Genomic DNA, 18,134 nt, shown 5'->3' with positions numbered 1-18,134 from the left:
GCTCGGGTGGATCACGGTGCTCGGGTGGATCACGTACTCAGGAACTGCGAGCGGTGGAACAGGCGGGGCACAGGCCCCAGTAGATGACCTCGGCCTCGTCGACGGCGAAGCCGCGGTCGTCGGAGGCGGTCAGGCAGGGGGCGTGGCCGACCGCGCAGTCGACGTCGGCGACGGCTCCGCACGAACGGCACACGAGGTGGTGATGGTTGTCGCCGACCCGTCCCTCGTAGAGGGCCGGGCTGTTGGGTGGGTCGAGGCGACGTATGAGTCCGGCCGCGGTGAGGGCGTGCAGCCCCTCGTAGACGGCTTGGACGGAGATGTGGCCCACGCGGCCGCGCACCTCGGAGGCGATGGCCTCGGCACCGAGGTGGTCACCGTCCCGCACGGCTTCGAGCAGCGCGACGCGGGCGGCCGTCACCCTCAGGCCGGCACCTCGCAGCTCCTCGGCGGTGGTCGGGTTCCCGGTTGCGGTCATGGGGGCCAACCTAGCCACACAAACACGATCCGTTCAAGAAAACGAACGGTTCAATTTTGATGTCGGGCACGTGGGGCCTTTGTGGGGTGGGCTACTTGAGGGATGTGAGTTCAGTCACAGACGCATGATGGCGCCACGAGATGCGTTCGACGTCGCGCACCGCCGTGCCGGCCGGTGGATCACGCGTCCGGCGAGGTGAGGCGCTTGAGGCCGGCGGCGGCCGTCGCCGCCTTGCGCCCGGCTTCCCGGGCGTGGCGTTCGGCGGTGCGCATCCGCTCCCGGGCGGCCCGTTCGGCGAAGCGGGCCTGCTGGTGTTCGCTCTTGGCGCGTTCCAGTTCACCGGTCAGCTCCTCCACGCGCCGCTGGAGGCCGTCGACCTGTTGTCTCGCCTCCGCCGCGGCGCGGCCCGCGGCCTCCGCCTCGCCTTGGAGCTCCCGCAGCTCGCGGTCGGCGGCTTCGGCGTCCTTACGGGCCTGTTCCAGTCGGCGCCGCTGCTGCTCGCTCGTCTTCTTGGCGGGACGGTCGGCTGCGGGCGCGGGTGCGGGACGCTGCGGCCGGGCGCCTTCGGCGACGGCGGGGAAGCCGACGGCCGCGCTCAGCGGCTTGGTCAGGCGACCACCGGCCCAGGCCCGGGCGGCCTCGGGGTCGGCCAGGACGGCGTGCAGGGTGTTCTCGAGCTCGCGCTGGACGCTCTCGCCGATCGGGTGACCGGCCTCCTTCGCGAGCTGCCGCGCCTGCATGGAAAGGGCTCGGACGAGTGCGTGCTGCCGACGGCTCAGCTCGCGCAGCTGTGCGCCGTCCAGGTCCTGGTGGGCCTGGCGCAGCCCCTCCCCCAGGCGCAGCAGGGGCTCGACCTCTCCAGGGCTGCCGCGGACCAGGAGGTTGCTGACCCAGGCGGCGAGGCTGGGCTTGCGCAACACGCGAATCCGCTCGGCGAGTTCCCGGTCACCGGCGGTGCGGGCGGCGGCGACGGCGGAGGCACGGGCGGCGGTGAACTCCTCCGGGCGCAGGGCGTACAGCTCGTCGGCCACGGAGTCGTAGTCCATGGGAACCCCTTTTCCGCACGGAAGGTCCGATTTAGATCGTCTCAGGCACCGCCCGTCGCGGCGCGCGGAGAGGCCGCCGGACGCACCGGAGGGACCCCGTTCATGATCCGGAAAATCGACGGTTTAACATATGAGCGCCGCCTAGCTCGAAAGATGGACTCGTGACTGTCAACGACGACTCGTTCACCAACTGGAAGATCCGCGAGGAGATCGCGGAGTCGATGATCCCGATCATCGGGAAGCTGCACCGGGAGCGGGACGTGACGGTCCTGCTGCACAGCCGCTCCCTGGTGAACAAGTCGGTGGTCAGCATCCTGAAGACCCACCGGTTCGCCCGCCAGATCGCCGGCGTGGAGCTGTCGGTCACCGACACCCTGCCGTTCCTGCAGACCCTCACCACACTCGACCTCGGCCCCTCCCAGATCGACATCGGTCTGCTCGCCGAGGCGTACCAGGCCGACGACCGGGGCCTGTCGATCGCGGAGTTCACCGCCGAGGCCGTCGCCGGTGCCACCGGTGCCGACAAGATAGAGCGCCGCGAGGGCCGCGACGTCGTCCTGTACGGCTTCGGCCGCATCGGCCGCCTCGTGGCCCGGCTGCTCATCGAGAAGTCCGGCTCGGGCAACGGTCTGCGGCTGCGGGCCATCGTGGTGCGCGGAGGCGGCGAGCAGGACATCGTCAAGCGCGCCTCGCTGCTGCGGCGTGACTCGATCCACGGCCAGTTCCAGGGCACCATCACCGTCGACGAGGCGAACAGCACGATCGTCGCCAACGGCAACGCCATCAAGGTGATCTACGCCAACGACCCGTCCGAGGTCGACTACACGGCGTACGGCATCAAGGACGCCATCCTCATCGACAACACCGGCAAGTGGCGCGACCGCGAGGGCCTGTCCCAGCACCTGCGCCCCGGTATCGACAAGGTCGTGCTGACCGCGCCCGGCAAGGGCGACGTCCCCAACATCGTGCACGGCGTCAACCACGACACGATCAAGCCGGACGAGCAGATCCTGTCCTGCGCGTCCTGCACCACGAACGCGATCGTGCCGCCGCTGAAGGCGATGGACGACGAGTTCGGCGTCCTGCGCGGCCACGTCGAGACGGTTCACTCGTTCACCAACGACCAGAACCTGCTGGACAACTACCACAAGGCCGACCGCCGCGGCCGGTCAGCTCCTCTCAACATGGTCATCACCGAGACCGGTGCCGCCTCCGCCGTCGCCAAGGCGCTGCCCGACCTCAAGGCGCCCATCACCGGCAGTTCGATCCGCGTCCCGGTCCCGGACGTGTCGATCGCGATCCTCAGCCTGCGGCTCGGCCGTGAGACCACCCGCGAGGAGGTCCTCGACCACCTGCGCGACGTCTCCCTGACCTCGCCGCTCAAGCGCCAGATCGACTTCACCACGGCGCCCGACGCGGTCTCCAGCGACTTCATCGGCTCACGCCACGCCTCGATCGTCGACGCCGGCGCCACCAAGGTCGACGGCGACAACGCGATCCTCTACCTGTGGTACGACAACGAGTTCGGTTACTCGTGCCAGGTCATCCGCGTCGTGCAGCACGTGTCCGGCGTGGAGTACCCGACGTACCCGGCCCCGGCGGTCTGACCCCGGAGGACGAAAGCGCGGGGCGTGCGGGCCCCGCGCTTTCGTGTGTCACCGGCGGGTCAGCTCGATCCGGTACTCCCGTTCCTGTGAGCCGTCTTCGCTTGTCACGGAGACGGTGTGGGCCTTCTTGCCCCCGGCCGTGTCCCGCCGCACCGTCACCTTCGCGTAGGGGTCACGCGGTGTGGCGGTGATCTCGGCGCGGTGCGGGCGGTCGACCGCCACCCGGTAGCCCGTCCGGTCCGGATCGAAGCCGCTCAGGAACTCGCCGTCCACCGCGATCGAGCCGGCCGCGGCGTCGGCGGAGACGCCCGGTGCCTTGGCGAAGACCTCGATCTCACCGAGGGTGACGTAGCCGCCAGGACGGGCCGTCATCACCACGCGCACACCCGTCACCGGCCCGGTGGCACGCACCGGGACGTCGGCAACGGGTGTCCCCTCGGTGCCGACGGCGACCTGGTCGCTCGCGTCGGACCAGCCGCCGTCGGCGCCTCTCACCTGCACCTTGAGGGACTCCGCGAAGCTGACGTTCGTGCCGTCGCGGTGGAAGTGGGTCACGACCCGGGTCAGATCGCGTGCCTCCGGCAGGGTGAAGGTGATGGTGTCGGACGCGTTCTTCGTGCCGGACTTCCAGTTCGACCAGGCCTTCTCGGAGGTGGTGCCGTTGCGCAGGGCCTCGGCGGAGTAGCCGCCCTCGGTGTAGGTCGCGCCGACCGTGACGCCCTCGCCGCGCGCCGCGTTGGTCTCCTTCGGCGCGGTGACCTGGACGCGTACGTCCGCCGCGGCCGTTTCACCGCCGGGTACCCGGGCCGTGCCGCGCAGGGTCACCACACCGGTGCCGTCGAACGCTCCCTCGGGGGCCGGGTCCCAGGTGACCGGGAGGTCGGCGGTCCCGCCGTGCCGCCCCACACCGGTGACCGTGGCGGGCAGGCCGGGCCGTCCGCCGGTGTAGGTCTTGGCGCGGGCCGGGAGGGTCGAGGCGATCGTGTCCACGGTGACGACCGCCTCGGCCGGGACGGTCCTGCCGAGCGCGTCGGTGGCCCGGCCCTTCACCCGCACCGTGCCGGGTTCGCGCCAGCGCGACTCGGAGGCCATCGCCCACTCGACCGGGAGCGCGCCCCGGGCGCCGTCGCGGAAGACGGGCGTCACGGTGCCGGGCAGTTCGGGGGCGCGCCCGGGGACGGTGAACGCCTGCGCGGGTTGCGTACGCAGAACGGTCTCGTCGGTCACACCCCAGCGCTGGTTCGCGTTGGAGGTCGGGAGGAAGGCCGAGACGCGGGCGCCGTCCGTGGTCGACTGGTTGACGACGTCGAGGAGGCGGCCCGTCGCGGCGTTGACGAAGGTCCAGGTGCCGTCGCCGGTGGTGGACATGATCCACTGTGCGGCCGGTGTGTCCGCGTCCTCGAGTACGGCCTCGTCGTCGCGTACGGCCAGGCGCTTGCCGTCGGCCGCGTTGACGAGGGCGTAGCGGTCGCGGTTGCCCTCGCCGCGGGTCAGCCGTTTCACGCTCCACAGCTGGGACTTGGCGGCCGGGTCGGACGTACGGACGACGACGCCGTCGCCCTCGGCGGACGGCGCCAGGGACTTGCCGCTCTGGGCGCCCTGGAGGCGGTAGACATGGCCGGGCTGGACGAGCGCGGCGTCCTTCGCGGTGCCCGACACGCCGTCGACGAGGAAGGTGGTCACCGACTTGGCGGGGACCGTCACGGTGGCCGCGCCGTCCGCCGCCTTCACGGGTGCCCCGCGGACGAGGGCACCGTCGTTGCTGGTCACCACCGGCGTCACGGTGGCATCGCGGGCGACCCGCCGGAACCCGGAGAGGTCCAGGGTCACCGCACGCGGCGTCGTGCCGTTGTTGACGTGCACCACCGACGCTCCGCGGCCGGACTTGCCCACGGCGGCCACGCTGGAGGGATCGTCGACCTTGACGAAGTGGTCGCCGGGGCGGATGTGGTGGGTGAAGTTGCGCAACGTGTGGAACTTCGTGTTGGCCTTGACCGGACAGGTCCGGAGGGTGTCCTCGGCGGTGCAGTTGAACGGGATGTGGATGCTTCCCCAGTTCTTGCCGGCCTGCCCCTGCGGGATGGAGTCCTCGATCGGCTGCCACAGCACCCAGGCGGACGGCTCCAGTTCACGGATGTCCTCGACGATCCGGGTGGCGATGCCGAGCCCGGGCTCCATGCCGGTGAAGTCGGTGCCTGTCCCCCAGGTGCCCTCGACCTCGCTCATCCAGAACGGCTTGTCCGCGGCCTTGGCGCTGTCGCGGGCGCCGGTGCGCATGCCGGTGCCATAGGTGTGCACGTTGAGCTGGTCGACGGCGGCCCGGGCGGAGCCGTCGTAGGCGTTCCAGTTGTGGACGAAGGTGCTGGGGTTGGTCTCGTCCATCGCGGAGATGCCGGCGCGGGTTTGTGCCTTCCTCAGTGCGCGGTGCAGGGCCAGGACGACCTTCTGCTGGAGTTCGGGGCCCGCGTGCGCCCCCTCCTGGCGGCCGCCGGTGGGCTGTCCGTCGGGGCCGATCCGGGTGCCCCAGTAGGTGGTGTTGGGCTCGTTGAGCGGGGCGATGGTGTCGAATCTGATGCGGTGCTTCTTCTCCAGCCGGTCGGCGACCTTGACGAGGTAGGTGGCGAAGTCGTCGACGCGGTCGGCCCGTATCTGGTCGGTGCCCGCGTCGAAGCCGCCCGAGACGTAGCCGCTGACGGTCTGGAACCAGGGTGGTGAGTTGCTGAAGGCTTCCCACTTGGTCACCTTGCTCTTGACGCGGTCGACCCACCAGCGCTGGCCCGCGTCCGCATCCCAGTTCCAGTGTGCGGGGTCGTCCGGGTTCCACCAGTCGGTGTCCTCCCGGGTGGTGCCCTCGGGGGCCCTCCAGAAGCCTTCCATCGTCGCGCCGCTCTTCATGTAGTCCTTGCGGACGTCGGGGGCGTTGCCACCGCCGATGTTGTAGCGCGCGATGTTGAGGCGGAGCCCCTCCTCCCCGAACAGCATGTCGGCGAGCTTCTGCCGGATGGGTTCCGGGTAGCGGCCCGTGATGTTGGCGAACCAGACGAGGCTCGTCCCCCACCCCTCGAACTCCTGCTGGCGGTAGGACGGGTCGATCCGTACCGTGACCGCACTCGCCGCCGGGTCCGCGGCAGCGGCGGCGGCGGGAGGCACGGCGACGAGACCCGCGCCGAGTGCGAGGGGGACGGTGATCGCCAGTGCCGTCCGGGCGAGGCGATGTCTGCTGGACATGGATTCCCTTCGGGAGCGAACAGAACCGCGCAGAACCAATCGAGCTTCCCGAATGTTTTAGGACGGCAATCAACACGTCAAGAGGTGGGGCGTGTTGGGAGCGGGAGCGCTCCCGGGGGCGGGGGCCGGAGGGCCGCCGTCACTCGACCTCGTCCACCAGGAATTCCTGGTCACGTGCGCCCGTGCAGCGCTGCTGGGTGATCTCGGCACCCGCCGTCCGGTCGTCGGCGCCGTTGACGCCGAGGCACATCCCGTTCTGCACCACGTGGACGCGGTATCCGTCGGCCCGCGCGTCGCCGACCGGTTCGAAGAAGAAGTGCTGACTGGTCCGGTCGGCCGAGCAGCTCTCCCAGGGCCAGGGCTCCAGCATCCCCTCGACGACGTGGCCGCTGCCGAGCGCGGTGAGGCAGCCGTCGCCGTACACGGGATGCCGCCACTGGAGGTAGTACGAGCCGGTCGTGCCGACGGTCACCAGGGAGAGCTGGGGCGGTGTGGCGTCGGCACAGGGGCGCTGGACGGCGACCTGGCTCCGATAGCGGCCCTTGCGGTCATGGCCCTCGGTGACACACAGCCCGGGGGCGAGGGCCGGCCGGATGCGGGACCGTCCCGGTGCCGGGCCGTCCACGGCGGTCGTGGAGTCCGGGGACGGCGAGGAAATGCGGTGCGGCACGGCACCGGCAGCGCGCGTCGCCGCGTCACGGTCGCCGCCCTCGCGCGGCAGCAACGCCCAGGCCCCGACGGCGGCGAGCAGCAGCGCGGCACCCGCGGACGCGGCGAGGACGCGGCGATTCCGCATGGGTCCCGCGCCCCATGACCGGCGGGAAGGCTCCGGCGCCGGGGCCTCCTCGGGGCGCGGCGGCCCGGCCGCGGCCAGCCGGTTCCTGGCAGCCAGCCAGTCGGAGGCGTCCTCGCCCCTCCCGCAGGCCCGGACGAACGCGGCGACCACCTCCGCTCGGGGCAGTGAGTCCCGGCGCAGCACGTCGGCGGCTGTGCTGCGCGCCAGTACGTCACCCTGCTGCTCGGCATTCGCCTCCAACTGCCGGTAGGTCAGCCCGGCTTGTTCCTTGAGCCGGCGCAGGCAGGCCACGAACTCGGCGGCGCTGCACGCCTCGAGCGGCGACGGACGCTGTGTCCCCATGTCCGGGCATCCTGGTCCAGCACCGGGCACGGGACAATCCGGGATTCTGCCAATCCCGTCCCGGGTCTTCGGGGCGACGGCGCACTCCTTGCGGACGTCCGCGCGAGGGGCCGGACAGGTCCCGGACAGGGCTGTGAACGGCCCGGACAGCACGGCGGTGTCCGGGACAGCCGTGGTCCCTGGCGGGCGCCGCCCCGGTCCGCACAGGCTGGGTGTGCCGGCAGAGCCCGGTCCCGAGGCCGAGCGGCCGGATCGACCGCCCGTGCTCCACGGGGGGACACCCGACGAAGGGACATCGCCCGATGAAGACGATTCGCACTCTCGCCGACCGGATGCTGGACCGCCTGGTGCCGCGGGAGACGGCCGGGGCGTGCGAGTGGTGGTACCGCTGCATCCGCAACCAGCCCTGCGCCTCCCACAACCAGTACACGCAGCGCGTCTGGTCCTGTGACCTGAACCGCCGCGAGTTCGTGCGGTGCGGCTGCACGTCGTAAGGCCGCCCTGCCCCAGCGCGGCCGGGCCTTCGGGGGACGGGGCCCGGCCGCCCCTTCCGTGAGGAGCATCCCGTGAACTTCCTGTCCGCCACCTGCCAGGCCCTGCTGGCGCTGGTGTTCTCGATCGCCTGCGTGAGCAAGGTGCGGACCCCGGGCGCGTACGCGGCGTTCACCACCGCCGTCGAGGCGCTCGCGCGAATCCCCCGCCATCGGGCGGGCCGGGTGGCGGCGGGAGTCGTCGCCCTGGAGGCGGCGACCGCGCTCCTCCTGGTCCTGCCGGGGGCGGGCGGCGCGGGGCTGCCGGTGGCAGCGGTCCTGCTGACCGGCTTCACGTATGTCGTCGCCCGCGCGCTGAGGGACGGAACAGCCGTCGCGTGCCGGTGCTTCGGCGCCTCGGACGACCGCCCGGCCGGGCCGGCCCAGCTCGTGCGCAACGCGCTGCTGCTCGGCGCCGTGGTGGCGGCCGTGCCGGGGTGGCCGGACGCGGGGTCACTGCCCTGGCAGGGCTGGTTCGCGGCGTGGCTCACCGGTGCGGTGTGCGCCGTGCTGGTGATGACCGGGGACGACGTGGTGGCGCTGGTTCGCACCGCCCGGTCCCCCGGCAGCCGGCACGCCCCTTCGTGAAGCGTGCACCCGTCCGATTCGTGAAGCGTACGGCCGGTCCGGCCCGTTGCTGTCGCCGGGTCCGTCCGGCCAGGTGGGTCCGTCCGATGCATCCGTGCCGTCGGGTCCGGCCGGTCGGGGCCGGCCGATCCGTTCGACCCCTTGGATGAGTCCGATCCGTCTATCCGGGAGAGGCCCCATGGTCTACCTGGCCGTCGCCCTCGTGGCCGTCGCCGCTCTGTGCACGCTGGATCTGCTGCTGACCCTCGCCGTCCTCCGCAGACTCCGCGACCGGGTGCGCGACGCACCGGTCGCCGACTCGGGCGGGATCCCCGTGGGGGCCGCCGTGGGCTCTTTTACCACCCGCTGCACGGACGGCACTCCCCTCACCGAGAGCGACCTCACGGACGGGGCACTCGTGGCGTTCTTCACCACCGGCTGTCCGCCCTGCCGGACCGAGCTGCCCGCCTTCGTCGAGGAGGCCGGGGCACTGGACGGGCGGCGTCAGGTGATCGCCGTGGTCGTGTCCCCGGGCGGCACGACGGACGAGACGGCGGAGTCCGTTTCCATGGCACGGCACCTCTCGCCGGTGGCGCGGGTGCTGACCGAGACGCCCGACGGCCCCTGCACGTCGGCCTTCGGTGTCACGGCCTTCCCGTCCCGGTTCGCCGTCTCGGCGGGCGAGGGGACGGCGCCCACCGTGCTGGCCGTGGGGAAAGCCGCGCTCGCCGTCTCACCGGTGGGGTCGCCGTGAACGCCAGGCACGCCGGCTCCGCACGCCCCGGCCGTGCTCCCGCCGCCCCCGATGCCCGAGCCCTCGCGCGTGCCCTGCGGGCGGCCCTCGCCCTGGCGTTCCGCTCGTCCCCGGGGGTGCTGGTGTGGCACCTCGGCGTGACGCTGCTGTCGGCCGCCACTCCCGTGGCGGCCACGTGGCTGGTCAAGGACATCCTCGACACCCTCACGTCGGGGACCTCCACCGCCGGCATCGCCGCTCCGGCGGCCGCACTGGCCGCCGTCAGTACGGTGGCGGCGGTCTCCCCGCAGCTCACCGGCTATCTGCGTGCCCGGATGATGCGCGCGACCAGCCTGCGCGCCCACGAGGACCTGCACACGGCGGTCGACACCTTCACCGGACTGAGCCGCTTCGAGCACCCCGAGTTCCTGGACCGGTTGCGGCTGGCCCAGCAGTCGGGCGGACTCGCGCCCTCGCAGGTGGTGGAGGGGGCGGCCGGTCTGACCCGCAGCGCGGTGCTGCTGACCGGGTTCGTGGGTTCCCTCGCGGTCCTCGACCCTGTCCTGGCCGCCGTGGTGTGCCTGTCGGGCGTTCCGGTGCTGTGGGCGGAGATCAGCCTCAGCCGGCGGCGGGCCCGCACGTACTGGGACATCAGCCCCTCCGAACGCCGGGAGATCTTCTACGCCACACTGCTCACCAGCGTCGAAGCCGCCAAGGAGATCAGGCTCTACAACGCCGGGGGCTTCCTGCGCGGCCGGATGCTGAATGAGCGCAGGGCCGCCGACGCCCAGCGGGAACGACTGGACCGCAGCGAACTGCGTATCCAGTCGGCGCTCCAGACCGCTGCCGCGGCCCTGGCCGGGGCCGGTCTCCTGTGGGCGGTCGGGGCTGCCGCGCGCGGGGCGATGACCGCCGGGGACGTCTCCCTCCTCCTGGCGGCGATCCCGGCTGTGCAGAGCGGCATCGGCGGCCTGGCCGGCGAACTCGGCCAGGCACACCACTCGTTGGTGATGTTCGACCACTACGTCGGCGTCGTCCGCCTCGGGCCGGACCTCCCCCCGCCGCGCCGCCCCGGACGGGCACGGCCGCTGCGCGAGGCGATCGAGATCCAGGACGTGTGGTTCCGCTACGAGGACGAACTGCCCTGGGTGCTGCGGGGCGTGGACCTGCGGATCGAGCACGGCACCGCACTGGCACTCGCCGGCGTCAACGGCTCGGGCAAGTCGACGCTGGTCAAGCTGCTGTGCCGGTTCTACGACCCCACCCGAGGACGCATCCTGTGGGACGGCACGGACCTGCGCGACATCCCCCCGGCCGAACTGCGGGCACGCATCGCCGCCACGTTCCAGGACCCCATGCGCTACGACCTCACCGCACGGGAGAACATCGCGATCGGCGAGTTGTCGTCCCTCGGCGCGCCCGGGCGCTGCGAGGAGGCGGCGCGGCTCGCCGGGATGCACGACGACATCGCCCGGCTGCCGGGCGGCTACGCGACCCTGCTGAGCCGGACCTTCCGCTCGGCGGAGGGCGACGGAGGCGACAGCGGAGTCCAGTTGTCCGGCGGTCAGTGGCAACGGCTGGGCCTCGCCCGGTCGTTCCTGCGCGCCGACGCGGATCTGCTGATCCTGGACGAGCCCAGTTCGGGGCTGGACCCGGCGGCCGAGTACGAGATCCACGCCCGCTTGCGGGAACGCCGTGCCGACCGCACGAGCGTGCTGATCTCCCATCGGCTCGGTGCGGTCAAGGACGCCGACGTCATCGCGGTCCTGGCGGACGGGCGAGTGGCCGAACTCGGCGACCACCGGGGGCTCCTCGCCCGATGCGGCACGTACCACCGGCTGTTCACGCTCCAGTCGAGCGGCTACCGGGACGAGCCCGAAACGGAAGGGATCCACCGGTGATGGCGGTCGGCGCCGCGTTGGTCGCCGCCGGGCTGGTGGCGGCCGCCCTGCGCACGTCGTGCGTGCTGCTGGAGGTCAGCGGGGGGAGCATGCGGCCGGCCTACCGGGACGGGGACCGGCTGCTGGCCGTCAGGCTGCCCGTCGGCACGGCCGGTGCGTCGTCGTCCGCGGCGAAACTGGCCCGGTCGACGGTGCGGCGCGGGACGGTGGTCGCGATCAGGCTGCGACCGCCGACTGCGCCGACCACCGCGGGTCGGGCGGTACCGACGTGCATGATCAAACGGGTGGCGGCCCTTCCGGGCGAGCCGGTGCCGGTGGCGGACGGCGGAGCAGGCGTGGTGCCCGCTCGGCATGTGTACGTCCTGGGTGACCACCGTGAGACCAGCTGGGATTCGCGGCATGCCGGTCCGGTCTCCTGGGACCGGCTCACCGCCGTGGTCGTGTGCCGCGTCCGCCACGGGGACGCGGCACCGCCACGGGACCTCGGTGCCCTCAGTGCTTGAAGACGTCCTTGGTCTTCTCCTTGGCCTGGCGGGCGTCGCCCTTCGACTGCTCCGCCTTGCCTTCGGCCGTCAGGCGCTCGTTGCCCACCGCACGGCCGATCGTCTCCTTGGCCTTGCCCTTGGCCTGCTCGGCCTTGGCCTTGCCCTTCTGGTCACCAGCCACGATCTGTTCACTCCATGTCGTATCCGACTACGGGGTCACCGCACCGAGTGACCGCGAAAGGGGCAGTTCAAACGTGCCGCGGGGTTGTCGGGTGCATGAAAGCTTTGTAGCGCGCCGGGTCAGGCCCGCCGTGCCCCCGGGTCAGTGGCAGCACCCGCCGCTCGCCGCCGCTGGAGCGGCCATGGTGTCCAGACGGCAGAAGCAGGACGCTTCGACGGGCACGTCCGCGAGCGCGGTCGCCAGCTTGAGCTGGTGGGCCACGAGGGCCGCCTCGCCGGTCTTGCCGGTCCGCAGCAGGCACTCGTGGAAGCCGTGCAGCGCCCAGACGTTGTTCGGGTGCTGGAGGGGCCGGGGCAGGGTGTCGTCGAGGCCGAGGTCGGCGCGGTAGACGGCCTCGGCCTCCGCGACGCGGCCCTGTTCCAGCAGCAGTGCGCCGTAGGCGTGGCGGGTGGGCTGCATCCAGCCCCAGGGCTCGTCGTAGGGCAGGTTGTCGTCCAGCAGGATGGAACGCTCCAGGGCCGCGAAGGCGGCGTCGTAGTCGCCCCTGCGGTACGCGAGTTCGCCGTCCAGCATGGCGGATGCGATGGCGAGGATGTCGTGGCAGGTGTTGTTGAACAGCATCCGGGTCTCGGGCACCCTCGCCACCGCTTCACGGAAGAGGCCGCGTTCGGTCTCCGCCCGGTCGACCTCGCCGGTGGCGGAGAGGGCGACGCCCCGGGCGTAGTGGCGCATGGCGACGGTCGTCGCGTACAGCTCCGGGTCGGCGGGGGCGGGCAGTTCCAGGATCTCGCTCCAACGGCCGAAGCGGATCAGCACGTGGACGCGCATGGCCAGGAAGGCCTCCAGCCAGTCGGCCATCGGAGGGCTCTGGACGCGGAGCAGGTCTTCGGGGATGGCGGCTTCCAGCTCGGCCGCGGTGTCCAGGGCGACCTGCGCCTGGCCGAGGAACATCGCGCCGTAGATCTTGAAGTGGTGATTGTGCGCCCGGTAGAGGGTGTAGAAGTTCATCGCGCCGGCCTGCCGGTGGTACTTCTCGTCGGCGGCGATCGCGTCGCTGTTGGCGGAGACGACCTGGCGGTAGTCGCCGCACAGTACGTCCAGGTGCGAGGGCATGTGCAGCAGGTGCCCGGCATCGGGCACGAGACGGCGCAGGCGGTCGGCCACGGGCAGGGCCTGCTCGGGGGTCGGCGACATCTCCATCAGGTGGATGTACAGGTGCAGGACGCCGGGGTGCCGCACGCCGGCCTCGGTGGCGAGGGCGCCTTCCAACACGGCCCTGGCCTCGGTGGTCCGGGCGCCCTCGGCCGGCCGGCCGGTCCTGAGGTCCCACAGCTGCCAGGGGGTGAGGTTCATCGCGGCGTCGGCGTGCAGGGTGGCGATGTCCGGGTCGCCGGGAGCCAGTTCGTAGACGGCGCGCATCGCGTCCGCGTAGGGCTCGTTCCACACCGAGCAGTCCTCGACGGCCTGCGACTGCGGGTAGCGGGCCCGCAGCGCGCCGATGAGGGCCTGCTCGACGGGGTCGGCGCGGACGGCCTTCTCATGGGCCCTTTCCACGGCGGTGTGCGTGCGCTCGACGGTTTCCGCGAGTTCCGCACCGTCGAAGAATTCCCAGGGCTTGTTGTAGTTCGGGCCGAGCGCGTAGGCGATACCCCAATAGGCCATCGCGCAGTCCGGGTCGGCCTCGGCCGCCCTTTCGAAGCAGGCGACCGCTTCCTCGTGGTGGAACGCGTACGTCCACATCAGGCCCCGGTCGAACCAGAGTTGGGCGTCGGCGGAGGACGTGGTGACGGGTCGGCGGTACGTGCCGAGGTCGTAATAGTCGCCCATGGGTTTCTCCTGGGAATGCGGCCGGGGCCGTGAGAACAGCGGTCGCGGACACGCCCTCCGACATGTGATCCATCCTCGAATTTCCAGATTAGCGGTTTTCGCAACGACTGCCCCGACCCCCGGGCACGGTGATGAGCATGACCGAGTTCGAGGGAGCGGTGCGTGAGGACGGGCGCGGGCCGTCCATCTGGGACACCTGCGGCCGTACCCCGGGGCTGGTGGCGAACGGGGACACCGGTGATGTCGCCTGTGATCACTGCCACCGGTATCCGGACGCCGCGCCGCTGCGCGAGCTGGACGTGCGCGGGTCCTACGTGGGGTCCCTGTTCGACACTTTCGAGTGGGTCTTCGGTTGCGGCAAGCGCTTCGGGATCGTCCGTGGCGACTCCGCGACGCAGCAGCGGACGCCGAGGGACGGCCACCGCTGGTGCGGGCCATGATCGCCGCGCAGCGGCGGTGACCGGCCCGGTCAGACGCTGGTCAGGAGCTGCGGCGCCAGGACCTTGACCATGGTGTTGGTCCAGCGGAGCTGCCGGAGGGTCTGCGGGTGGCAGTCGCCGGCCAGCGCCAGGAGCCGCTCGTCCCGGGTGGCCTGAGCCGCCTGGGCGAGCATCTCCCAGTGGAGCGAGTTGCGTGTGGCCGCGAGGTGCAGGTCCCGCAGGTCGTGCAACAGGAGCAGTCCGGTCCCGGGGCGCCGGCCGAGGGCTTCGGAGGCCTTCTCCCGCAGCGCGGCGAGCGCCCCGGGCGACGGGTGATCGCGTGGGCCGGCCAGGTCGAGGCCGTGGTCACGGCCCGCGTCGGCGAGGCGGGCGGCGTGCTCGCGGGACCAGCGGGCGACGTCGAGAGCGACGTGGTGGAACTCGTGGTCGGTACGGTGTCGTGCGGCGGCGGCCAGCAGGTCCTGCTCCAGATCGCGTTCGCCGTCGTGCAGAAGTCGCAGGGTGATGCCGATGCCGCTCATGATCCGCTCCCGGCCGCGTCGGTCCGTGCCGTGGTGTCACTCGCGCGGCGGCTCACGAGGGTCACGCGCGCCGCGCCGGTCTTGAACAGGGGCTGCTTGGAGACAGGGTCCCAGTCGGTGACGGTGGTCTCGTTGGCGGCGCGGCCCGGGCCGTCGTCGGGCGGGCGGTGTCCCTCCGGGGTGTCCCAGTAGCCGTAGTGGAAGGGCACGAACACCATGCCGTCGCGGATCGCGGTGGTGCGCAGCCGGGCCCGGACCGTCCCGCGCGGGGTCGTGATCTGCACCAGATCGCCGTCGGCCAGCCCCTGGGCCGAGGCCTCGGCGGGCGAGATCTCCGCCCAGACGTCCGGCGCGGCGGCGTTGAGCTCGGGGGCGCGGGCGGTCTTCGTACGGGTGTGGAAGTGGTACACGGTGCGCCCGGTGATCAGCTGGAGGGGGTGCTCGGGGGAGGTGTCCTCGTGGGGCGGCAGGTACTCGGCGGCCTTCAGGACCGCCTTGCCGTCCGGGTTGAGGGACCGGTACTCGACGGGCTCCACACTCGCGCCGGTGACCAGATCCCGGCCGTAGCTCTCGCAGACGTCGGGGTGGGCGAAATCGATCCCGTCGGTGTAGAGGCGCGCGGTGCCGTCGGGGGCCCCGTCGGTGCAGGGCCACTGGATACCGCTGCCGCCGCGCAGCCGGTCGTAGCTCAGGCCGGTGTAGTCGCAGGGGCGGCCCGCGCTGCACCGCTGCCACGCCGCGAACGCCGACTCGGGATCGTGCCAGGTGATCAGCGGCCCGTCGTCCTTGTCGCGGAAGTCCATACGGGCGGCGAAGTCGAGGAGGATGTCCAGGTCGGGCCGGGCCTCTCCGGGCGGCTCGACGGCCTTCTCCGCGAGGTGCACGGTGCGGTCGGCGTTGGTGAGCGTGCCCGTCTTCTCGCCCCAGGTCGCGGCGGGCAGCACCACGTCGGCGAGCTGGGCGGTCTCGGTGAGGAAAAGGTCCTGGACGATCACGAACAGGCTTTCCCGGGCGAGGATCGAGCGGATGCGGGACAGCTCGGGCAGGGAGACGGCCGGGTTGGTGCCGGTGATCCACAGCATGCCGATCGAGCCCTGCTCGGCGTAGCGGAAGATCTGCATCGCGTGGGTGGGCGGGGCGAAGTGCGGAATGGTCTGCGGCGTCACGTTCCACACGGCGGCCAGCTCGGCCACGTGGTCATCGTTCTGCCAGTTGCGAAAGCCCGGCAGGTCGCCGTCCGCGCCGCACTCGCGGGTGTTCTCGGCGCTGGGCTGGCCGTTCATCTGAAGCAGTCCGCAACCGGGGCGGCCCAGCATGCCGCGGATCAGGTGCAGGTTGTTGACCTGGACGGCGGCCGCGGTGGCCTGGTGGGACTGGTAGACGCCCTGGAGGACGGTGGACAGCAGCCGCTCGGCGCCGCCGAGGATCTCCGCCGCCCGCTCGATCTGCGCGGCCGGCACGTCGCAGATCCCGGCCGCCCACCTGGGGGTGCACTCCTCCACCGTGGCCGCGAGTTCGTCGAAGCCGACGGTGTGCGCGTCGATGTAGGCCCGGTCGACGCGGCCGGTGCGGATGATCTCGTGCAGCAGTGCGTTGAGCAGCGCGACGTTCGTGCCCGCGCGCGGCGCCAGGTGCACGTCGGCCCGCCGGGCGACCGGGGTGTGGCGCGGGTCCACGCACACCAGGCGGGGCGGGTCGCCGCCCTCAAGACGGTCCAGCAGGCGCATCCACAGGACGGTCTGCGTCTCGGCCATGTTGTGCCCGAACAGGGCGACGGTGTCGGCGTGGTCGACGTCCTCGTAGGAGCCGGGCTGTCCGTCGCAGCCGAACGTCTCCTTCAGGGCCTCGGCGGCCGTCGCCGTGCACAGCCGGGTGTTGCCGTCCAGGTGGTTGGTGCCGATGCCGGCACGGGCGAGGACGGCCAGGGTGTAGTACTCCTCGAGGAACAGCTGGCCGCTGGTGTGGAAGCCGATCGAGCCCGGCCCCTTGTCGTCCAGCAGCCGGCGGGTCCGGGCCGTGATCCGGTCCATGGCCGTGTCCCAGTCGCACTCCACCAGCCGGCCGTCCTCGCGGACGAGGGGCCGGGTGAGCCGCTCCGGCGAGGCGTTGGCCTGCCAGCCGTACAGGTCCTTGGGTCCCAGACGCCCGCGGTTCACCCGGTCTTCCTCCCGCCCCCGTACACCCACGATGCGGCCCCGGCGCACCGCGATGTCCATCGCGTCGCCGTTGGAGTGCAGCAACGAGGCGGCCTGCACCCACCGCTCCACGTCCCGCTCGCCGAGCCCCGCCGCGAGATGCGTGTCGGTCCGGGACGGCCAGGGCGTGCCGGGCTCGTACGGTGTGCGCGAGCCCCAGACGTCCGCGATCCGGTCTGCCGAGGTGTCCACGGCCGCACCTCCTACAGAAGACGACTCCGTGGACCGCGGGTACCCATCCGAACACCCATGACACAAAGCGCACGGATGGTTACACAAGGAACATAAGCGCCGCGTGCGTCGATCATCTTGTCGTTCGATCGTGGGGACCTTCGACGACGGGCTGGCACCGCCCAACTCCCGCTCCCTAGGATGTACTTCCCGTCCAGCCAGTCCGTTGGCACGGCACCTTGCAGGGGGAACGATGCACTCCGAGAAGCAGCTGTCCACCGAGATCGACGCGACCGTGCCGACGGCAGCGCGCATGTACGACCACTACCTGGGCGGCAAGGACAACTACGCGGCCGACCGCGCGGCGTGCGAGGAGCTCGACAAGGTCGTGCCCAGCACGCGCCGCCTGGCCCTGAACAACCGGCGCTTCCTGCAGCGGGTCGTGAAGACCCTCTCCGCGGAGTACGGCATCCGGCAGTACCTGGACCACGGATCCGGTCTGCCGACGCAGGACAACGTGCACCAGGTCGCCCAGCGCATCGACCCCACCACTCATGTGGTCTACGTCGACAACGACCCGATGGTGCTGGTCCACGGCCGGGCGCTGCTGGAGCAGGACGAGCGCACGACCGTCATCCACGCGGACATGCGCGAAACCGACCTGATCTTCGGCCACGCGGACACCAAGCGGCTCATCGACTTCGACGAGCCGGTGTGTGTGCTCTTCAACTCGGTGTTCCACTGCATCCCGGACAGCGACACCGACGGACCGCTCGCGGTGGCCCGCCGTGTGCGGGAACGGCTCGCGCCCGGCAGTTTCATGGTGATGTGCCAGCTGGTCAGCGAGGACCCCGAGGTGCGCGCCTTCGTCACGAACTTCATGGACCAGGCGACCCAGGGCCACTGGGGCCGTGTACGGGAACCGAAGGACGTGGAGACGTACTTCGAGGGCCTGGAGATCCTCGAACCCGGGCTGGTGGAGGTGTCCACCTGGCGTCCGGACACCGAGGTGGCGCCACGTCAGCTCACCCACGAGTGGATCGAGTTCGGCGGAGTGGGTCGGATACCCCTGGAGAAGTGACGTGTTGC

General features: G+C 71.6%; 16 protein-coding genes. 8 read left to right on the top strand and 8 right to left on the bottom strand.

The window, feature by feature from the left end:
• Positions 1–37: 37 nt before the first annotated feature.
• Positions 38–475 carry a Fur family transcriptional regulator gene (locus tag ACIQU3_RS20595; RefSeq protein WP_366711694.1) on the bottom strand — a complete coding sequence of 146 codons (438 nt, stop codon included), beginning with the start codon at positions 473–475 and terminating at the stop codon, positions 38–40.
• A gap of 179 nt (positions 476–654) precedes the next feature.
• Positions 655–1,521, bottom strand: coding sequence for a hypothetical protein (locus tag ACIQU3_RS20590; RefSeq protein WP_403730944.1), 867 nt, complete (start codon positions 1,519–1,521; stop codon positions 655–657).
• A 161-nt stretch (positions 1,522–1,682) separates the two neighbouring features.
• Between ACIQU3_RS20590 and ACIQU3_RS20585 the strand changes: the two genes are divergently transcribed.
• Positions 1,683–3,128 carry a glyceraldehyde-3-phosphate dehydrogenase gene (locus ACIQU3_RS20585; RefSeq protein ID WP_403730941.1) on the top strand — a complete coding sequence of 482 codons (1,446 nt, stop codon included), beginning with the start codon at positions 1,683–1,685 and terminating at the stop codon, positions 3,126–3,128.
• 48 nt (positions 3,129–3,176) lie between these two features.
• Here ACIQU3_RS20585 and ACIQU3_RS20580 read toward each other — a convergent pair whose 3' ends face one another.
• Complete coding sequence (locus ACIQU3_RS20580) at positions 3,177–6,356, bottom strand: RICIN domain-containing protein (RefSeq protein WP_403926932.1); 3,180 nt, start codon at positions 6,354–6,356, stop codon at positions 3,177–3,179.
• Between the two features lie 139 nt (positions 6,357–6,495).
• Positions 6,496–7,494 carry a helix-turn-helix domain-containing protein gene (locus tag ACIQU3_RS20575; RefSeq protein WP_403730935.1) on the bottom strand — a complete coding sequence of 333 codons (999 nt, stop codon included), beginning with the start codon at positions 7,492–7,494 and terminating at the stop codon, positions 6,496–6,498.
• A 302-nt stretch (positions 7,495–7,796) separates the two neighbouring features.
• On the opposite strand from ACIQU3_RS20575, the gene ACIQU3_RS20570 reads away from it, so the two are divergent.
• From ACIQU3_RS20570 to ACIQU3_RS20550, 5 genes are all read left to right on the top strand, one after another.
• Positions 7,797–7,988, top strand: coding sequence for a hypothetical protein (locus tag ACIQU3_RS20570; protein ID WP_234849300.1), 192 nt, complete (start codon positions 7,797–7,799; stop codon positions 7,986–7,988).
• A 72-nt stretch (positions 7,989–8,060) separates the two neighbouring features.
• The gene (locus tag ACIQU3_RS20565; RefSeq protein ID WP_403730931.1) at positions 8,061–8,612 is read left to right on the top strand and encodes a MauE/DoxX family redox-associated membrane protein; all 552 of its coding nucleotides are present in this window, start codon (positions 8,061–8,063) and stop codon (positions 8,610–8,612) included.
• A 178-nt stretch (positions 8,613–8,790) separates the two neighbouring features.
• Entirely contained in the window at positions 8,791–9,345 is a 555-nt protein-coding gene (locus ACIQU3_RS20560; RefSeq protein ID WP_403730928.1) for a redoxin domain-containing protein, read from the top strand.
• Complete coding sequence (locus ACIQU3_RS20555; protein WP_403730925.1) at positions 9,342–11,225, top strand: ABC transporter ATP-binding protein; 1,884 nt, start codon at positions 9,342–9,344, stop codon at positions 11,223–11,225. Before ACIQU3_RS20560 ends, ACIQU3_RS20555 begins: the two co-directional genes overlap by 4 nt.
• Positions 11,225–11,728: a S26 family signal peptidase gene (locus tag ACIQU3_RS20550; protein WP_403730921.1), complete on the top strand. Its 504-nt coding sequence runs from the start codon at positions 11,225–11,227 to the stop codon at positions 11,726–11,728. The genes ACIQU3_RS20555 and ACIQU3_RS20550 overlap by 1 nt, the downstream gene beginning before the upstream one ends.
• Here ACIQU3_RS20550 and ACIQU3_RS20545 read toward each other — a convergent pair.
• On the bottom strand, positions 11,718–11,891 hold the full coding sequence (locus ACIQU3_RS20545; RefSeq protein WP_078885282.1) for a CsbD family protein: 174 nt from the start codon (positions 11,889–11,891) through the stop codon (positions 11,718–11,720). The genes ACIQU3_RS20550 and ACIQU3_RS20545 overlap by 11 nt on opposite strands.
• Before the next feature lie 141 nt (positions 11,892–12,032).
• Positions 12,033–13,718 (bottom strand): hypothetical protein, encoded by a 1,686-nt coding sequence (locus tag ACIQU3_RS20540; protein WP_403730917.1) that lies wholly within the window; start codon positions 13,716–13,718, stop codon positions 12,033–12,035.
• Positions 13,719–13,849: 131 nt separating this feature from the next.
• Here ACIQU3_RS20540 and ACIQU3_RS20535 point away from each other — a divergent pair, with 131 nt between their 5' ends.
• Positions 13,850–14,158, top strand: coding sequence for a family 1 glycosylhydrolase (locus ACIQU3_RS20535; protein ID WP_403926929.1), 309 nt, complete (start codon positions 13,850–13,852; stop codon positions 14,156–14,158).
• Positions 14,159–14,187: 29 nt separating this feature from the next.
• On the opposite strand, the gene ACIQU3_RS20530 is transcribed toward ACIQU3_RS20535, so the two are convergent.
• Together ACIQU3_RS20530 and ACIQU3_RS20525 are read right to left on the bottom strand one after the other, a co-directional pair.
• Positions 14,188–14,679, bottom strand: coding sequence for a hypothetical protein (locus tag ACIQU3_RS20530; protein ID WP_403926926.1), 492 nt, complete (start codon positions 14,677–14,679; stop codon positions 14,188–14,190).
• Complete coding sequence (locus ACIQU3_RS20525) at positions 14,676–17,066, bottom strand: molybdopterin oxidoreductase family protein (RefSeq protein ID WP_403926922.1); 2,391 nt, start codon at positions 17,064–17,066, stop codon at positions 14,676–14,678. The genes ACIQU3_RS20530 and ACIQU3_RS20525 overlap by 4 nt, the downstream gene beginning before the upstream one ends.
• Before the next feature lie 232 nt (positions 17,067–17,298).
• On the opposite strand from ACIQU3_RS20525, the gene ACIQU3_RS20520 reads away from it, so the two are divergent.
• Positions 17,299–18,126, top strand: a complete 828-nt coding sequence (locus ACIQU3_RS20520; RefSeq protein ID WP_403730905.1) for an SAM-dependent methyltransferase — start codon at positions 17,299–17,301, stop codon at positions 18,124–18,126.
• Positions 18,127–18,134 lie beyond the last annotated feature (8 nt).

Origin of the sequence: Streptomyces sp. NPDC101110 (genome assembly GCF_044759525.1) — a bacterium.
GTDB lineage: Bacteria > Actinomycetota > Actinomycetes > Streptomycetales > Streptomycetaceae > Streptomyces.
Note: the sequence above shows the minus strand (reverse complement) of the source record. Positions and strands in the feature narration are given on the sequence as shown.

What these genes read in the sequence shown, in the direction of transcription:
- ACIQU3_RS20570 (WP_234849300.1), top strand. Translation starts at nt 7,797, where the DNA reads ATGAAGACGATTCGCACTCTCGCCGACCGGATGCTGGACCGCCTGGTG.
- ACIQU3_RS20535 (WP_403926929.1), top strand. Translation starts at nt 13,850, where the DNA reads ATGAGCATGACCGAGTTCGAGGGAGCGGTGCGTGAGGACGGGCGCGGG.
- ACIQU3_RS20550 (WP_403730921.1), top strand. Translation starts at nt 11,225, where the DNA reads ATGGCGGTCGGCGCCGCGTTGGTCGCCGCCGGGCTGGTGGCGGCCGCC.
- ACIQU3_RS20560 (WP_403730928.1), top strand. Translation starts at nt 8,791, where the DNA reads ATGGTCTACCTGGCCGTCGCCCTCGTGGCCGTCGCCGCTCTGTGCACG.
- ACIQU3_RS20575 (WP_403730935.1), bottom strand. Translation starts at nt 7,494, where the DNA reads ATGGGGACACAGCGTCCGTCGCCGCTCGAGGCGTGCAGCGCCGCCGAG.
- ACIQU3_RS20590 (WP_403730944.1), bottom strand. Translation starts at nt 1,521, where the DNA reads ATGGACTACGACTCCGTGGCCGACGAGCTGTACGCCCTGCGCCCGGAG.
- ACIQU3_RS20520 (WP_403730905.1), top strand. Translation starts at nt 17,299, where the DNA reads ATGCACTCCGAGAAGCAGCTGTCCACCGAGATCGACGCGACCGTGCCG.
- ACIQU3_RS20530 (WP_403926926.1), bottom strand. Translation starts at nt 14,679, where the DNA reads ATGAGCGGCATCGGCATCACCCTGCGACTTCTGCACGACGGCGAACGC.
- ACIQU3_RS20595 (WP_366711694.1), bottom strand. Translation starts at nt 475, where the DNA reads ATGACCGCAACCGGGAACCCGACCACCGCCGAGGAGCTGCGAGGTGCC.
- ACIQU3_RS20540 (WP_403730917.1), bottom strand. Translation starts at nt 13,718, where the DNA reads ATGGGCGACTATTACGACCTCGGCACGTACCGCCGACCCGTCACCACG.
- ACIQU3_RS20580 (WP_403926932.1), bottom strand. Translation starts at nt 6,356, where the DNA reads ATGTCCAGCAGACATCGCCTCGCCCGGACGGCACTGGCGATCACCGTC.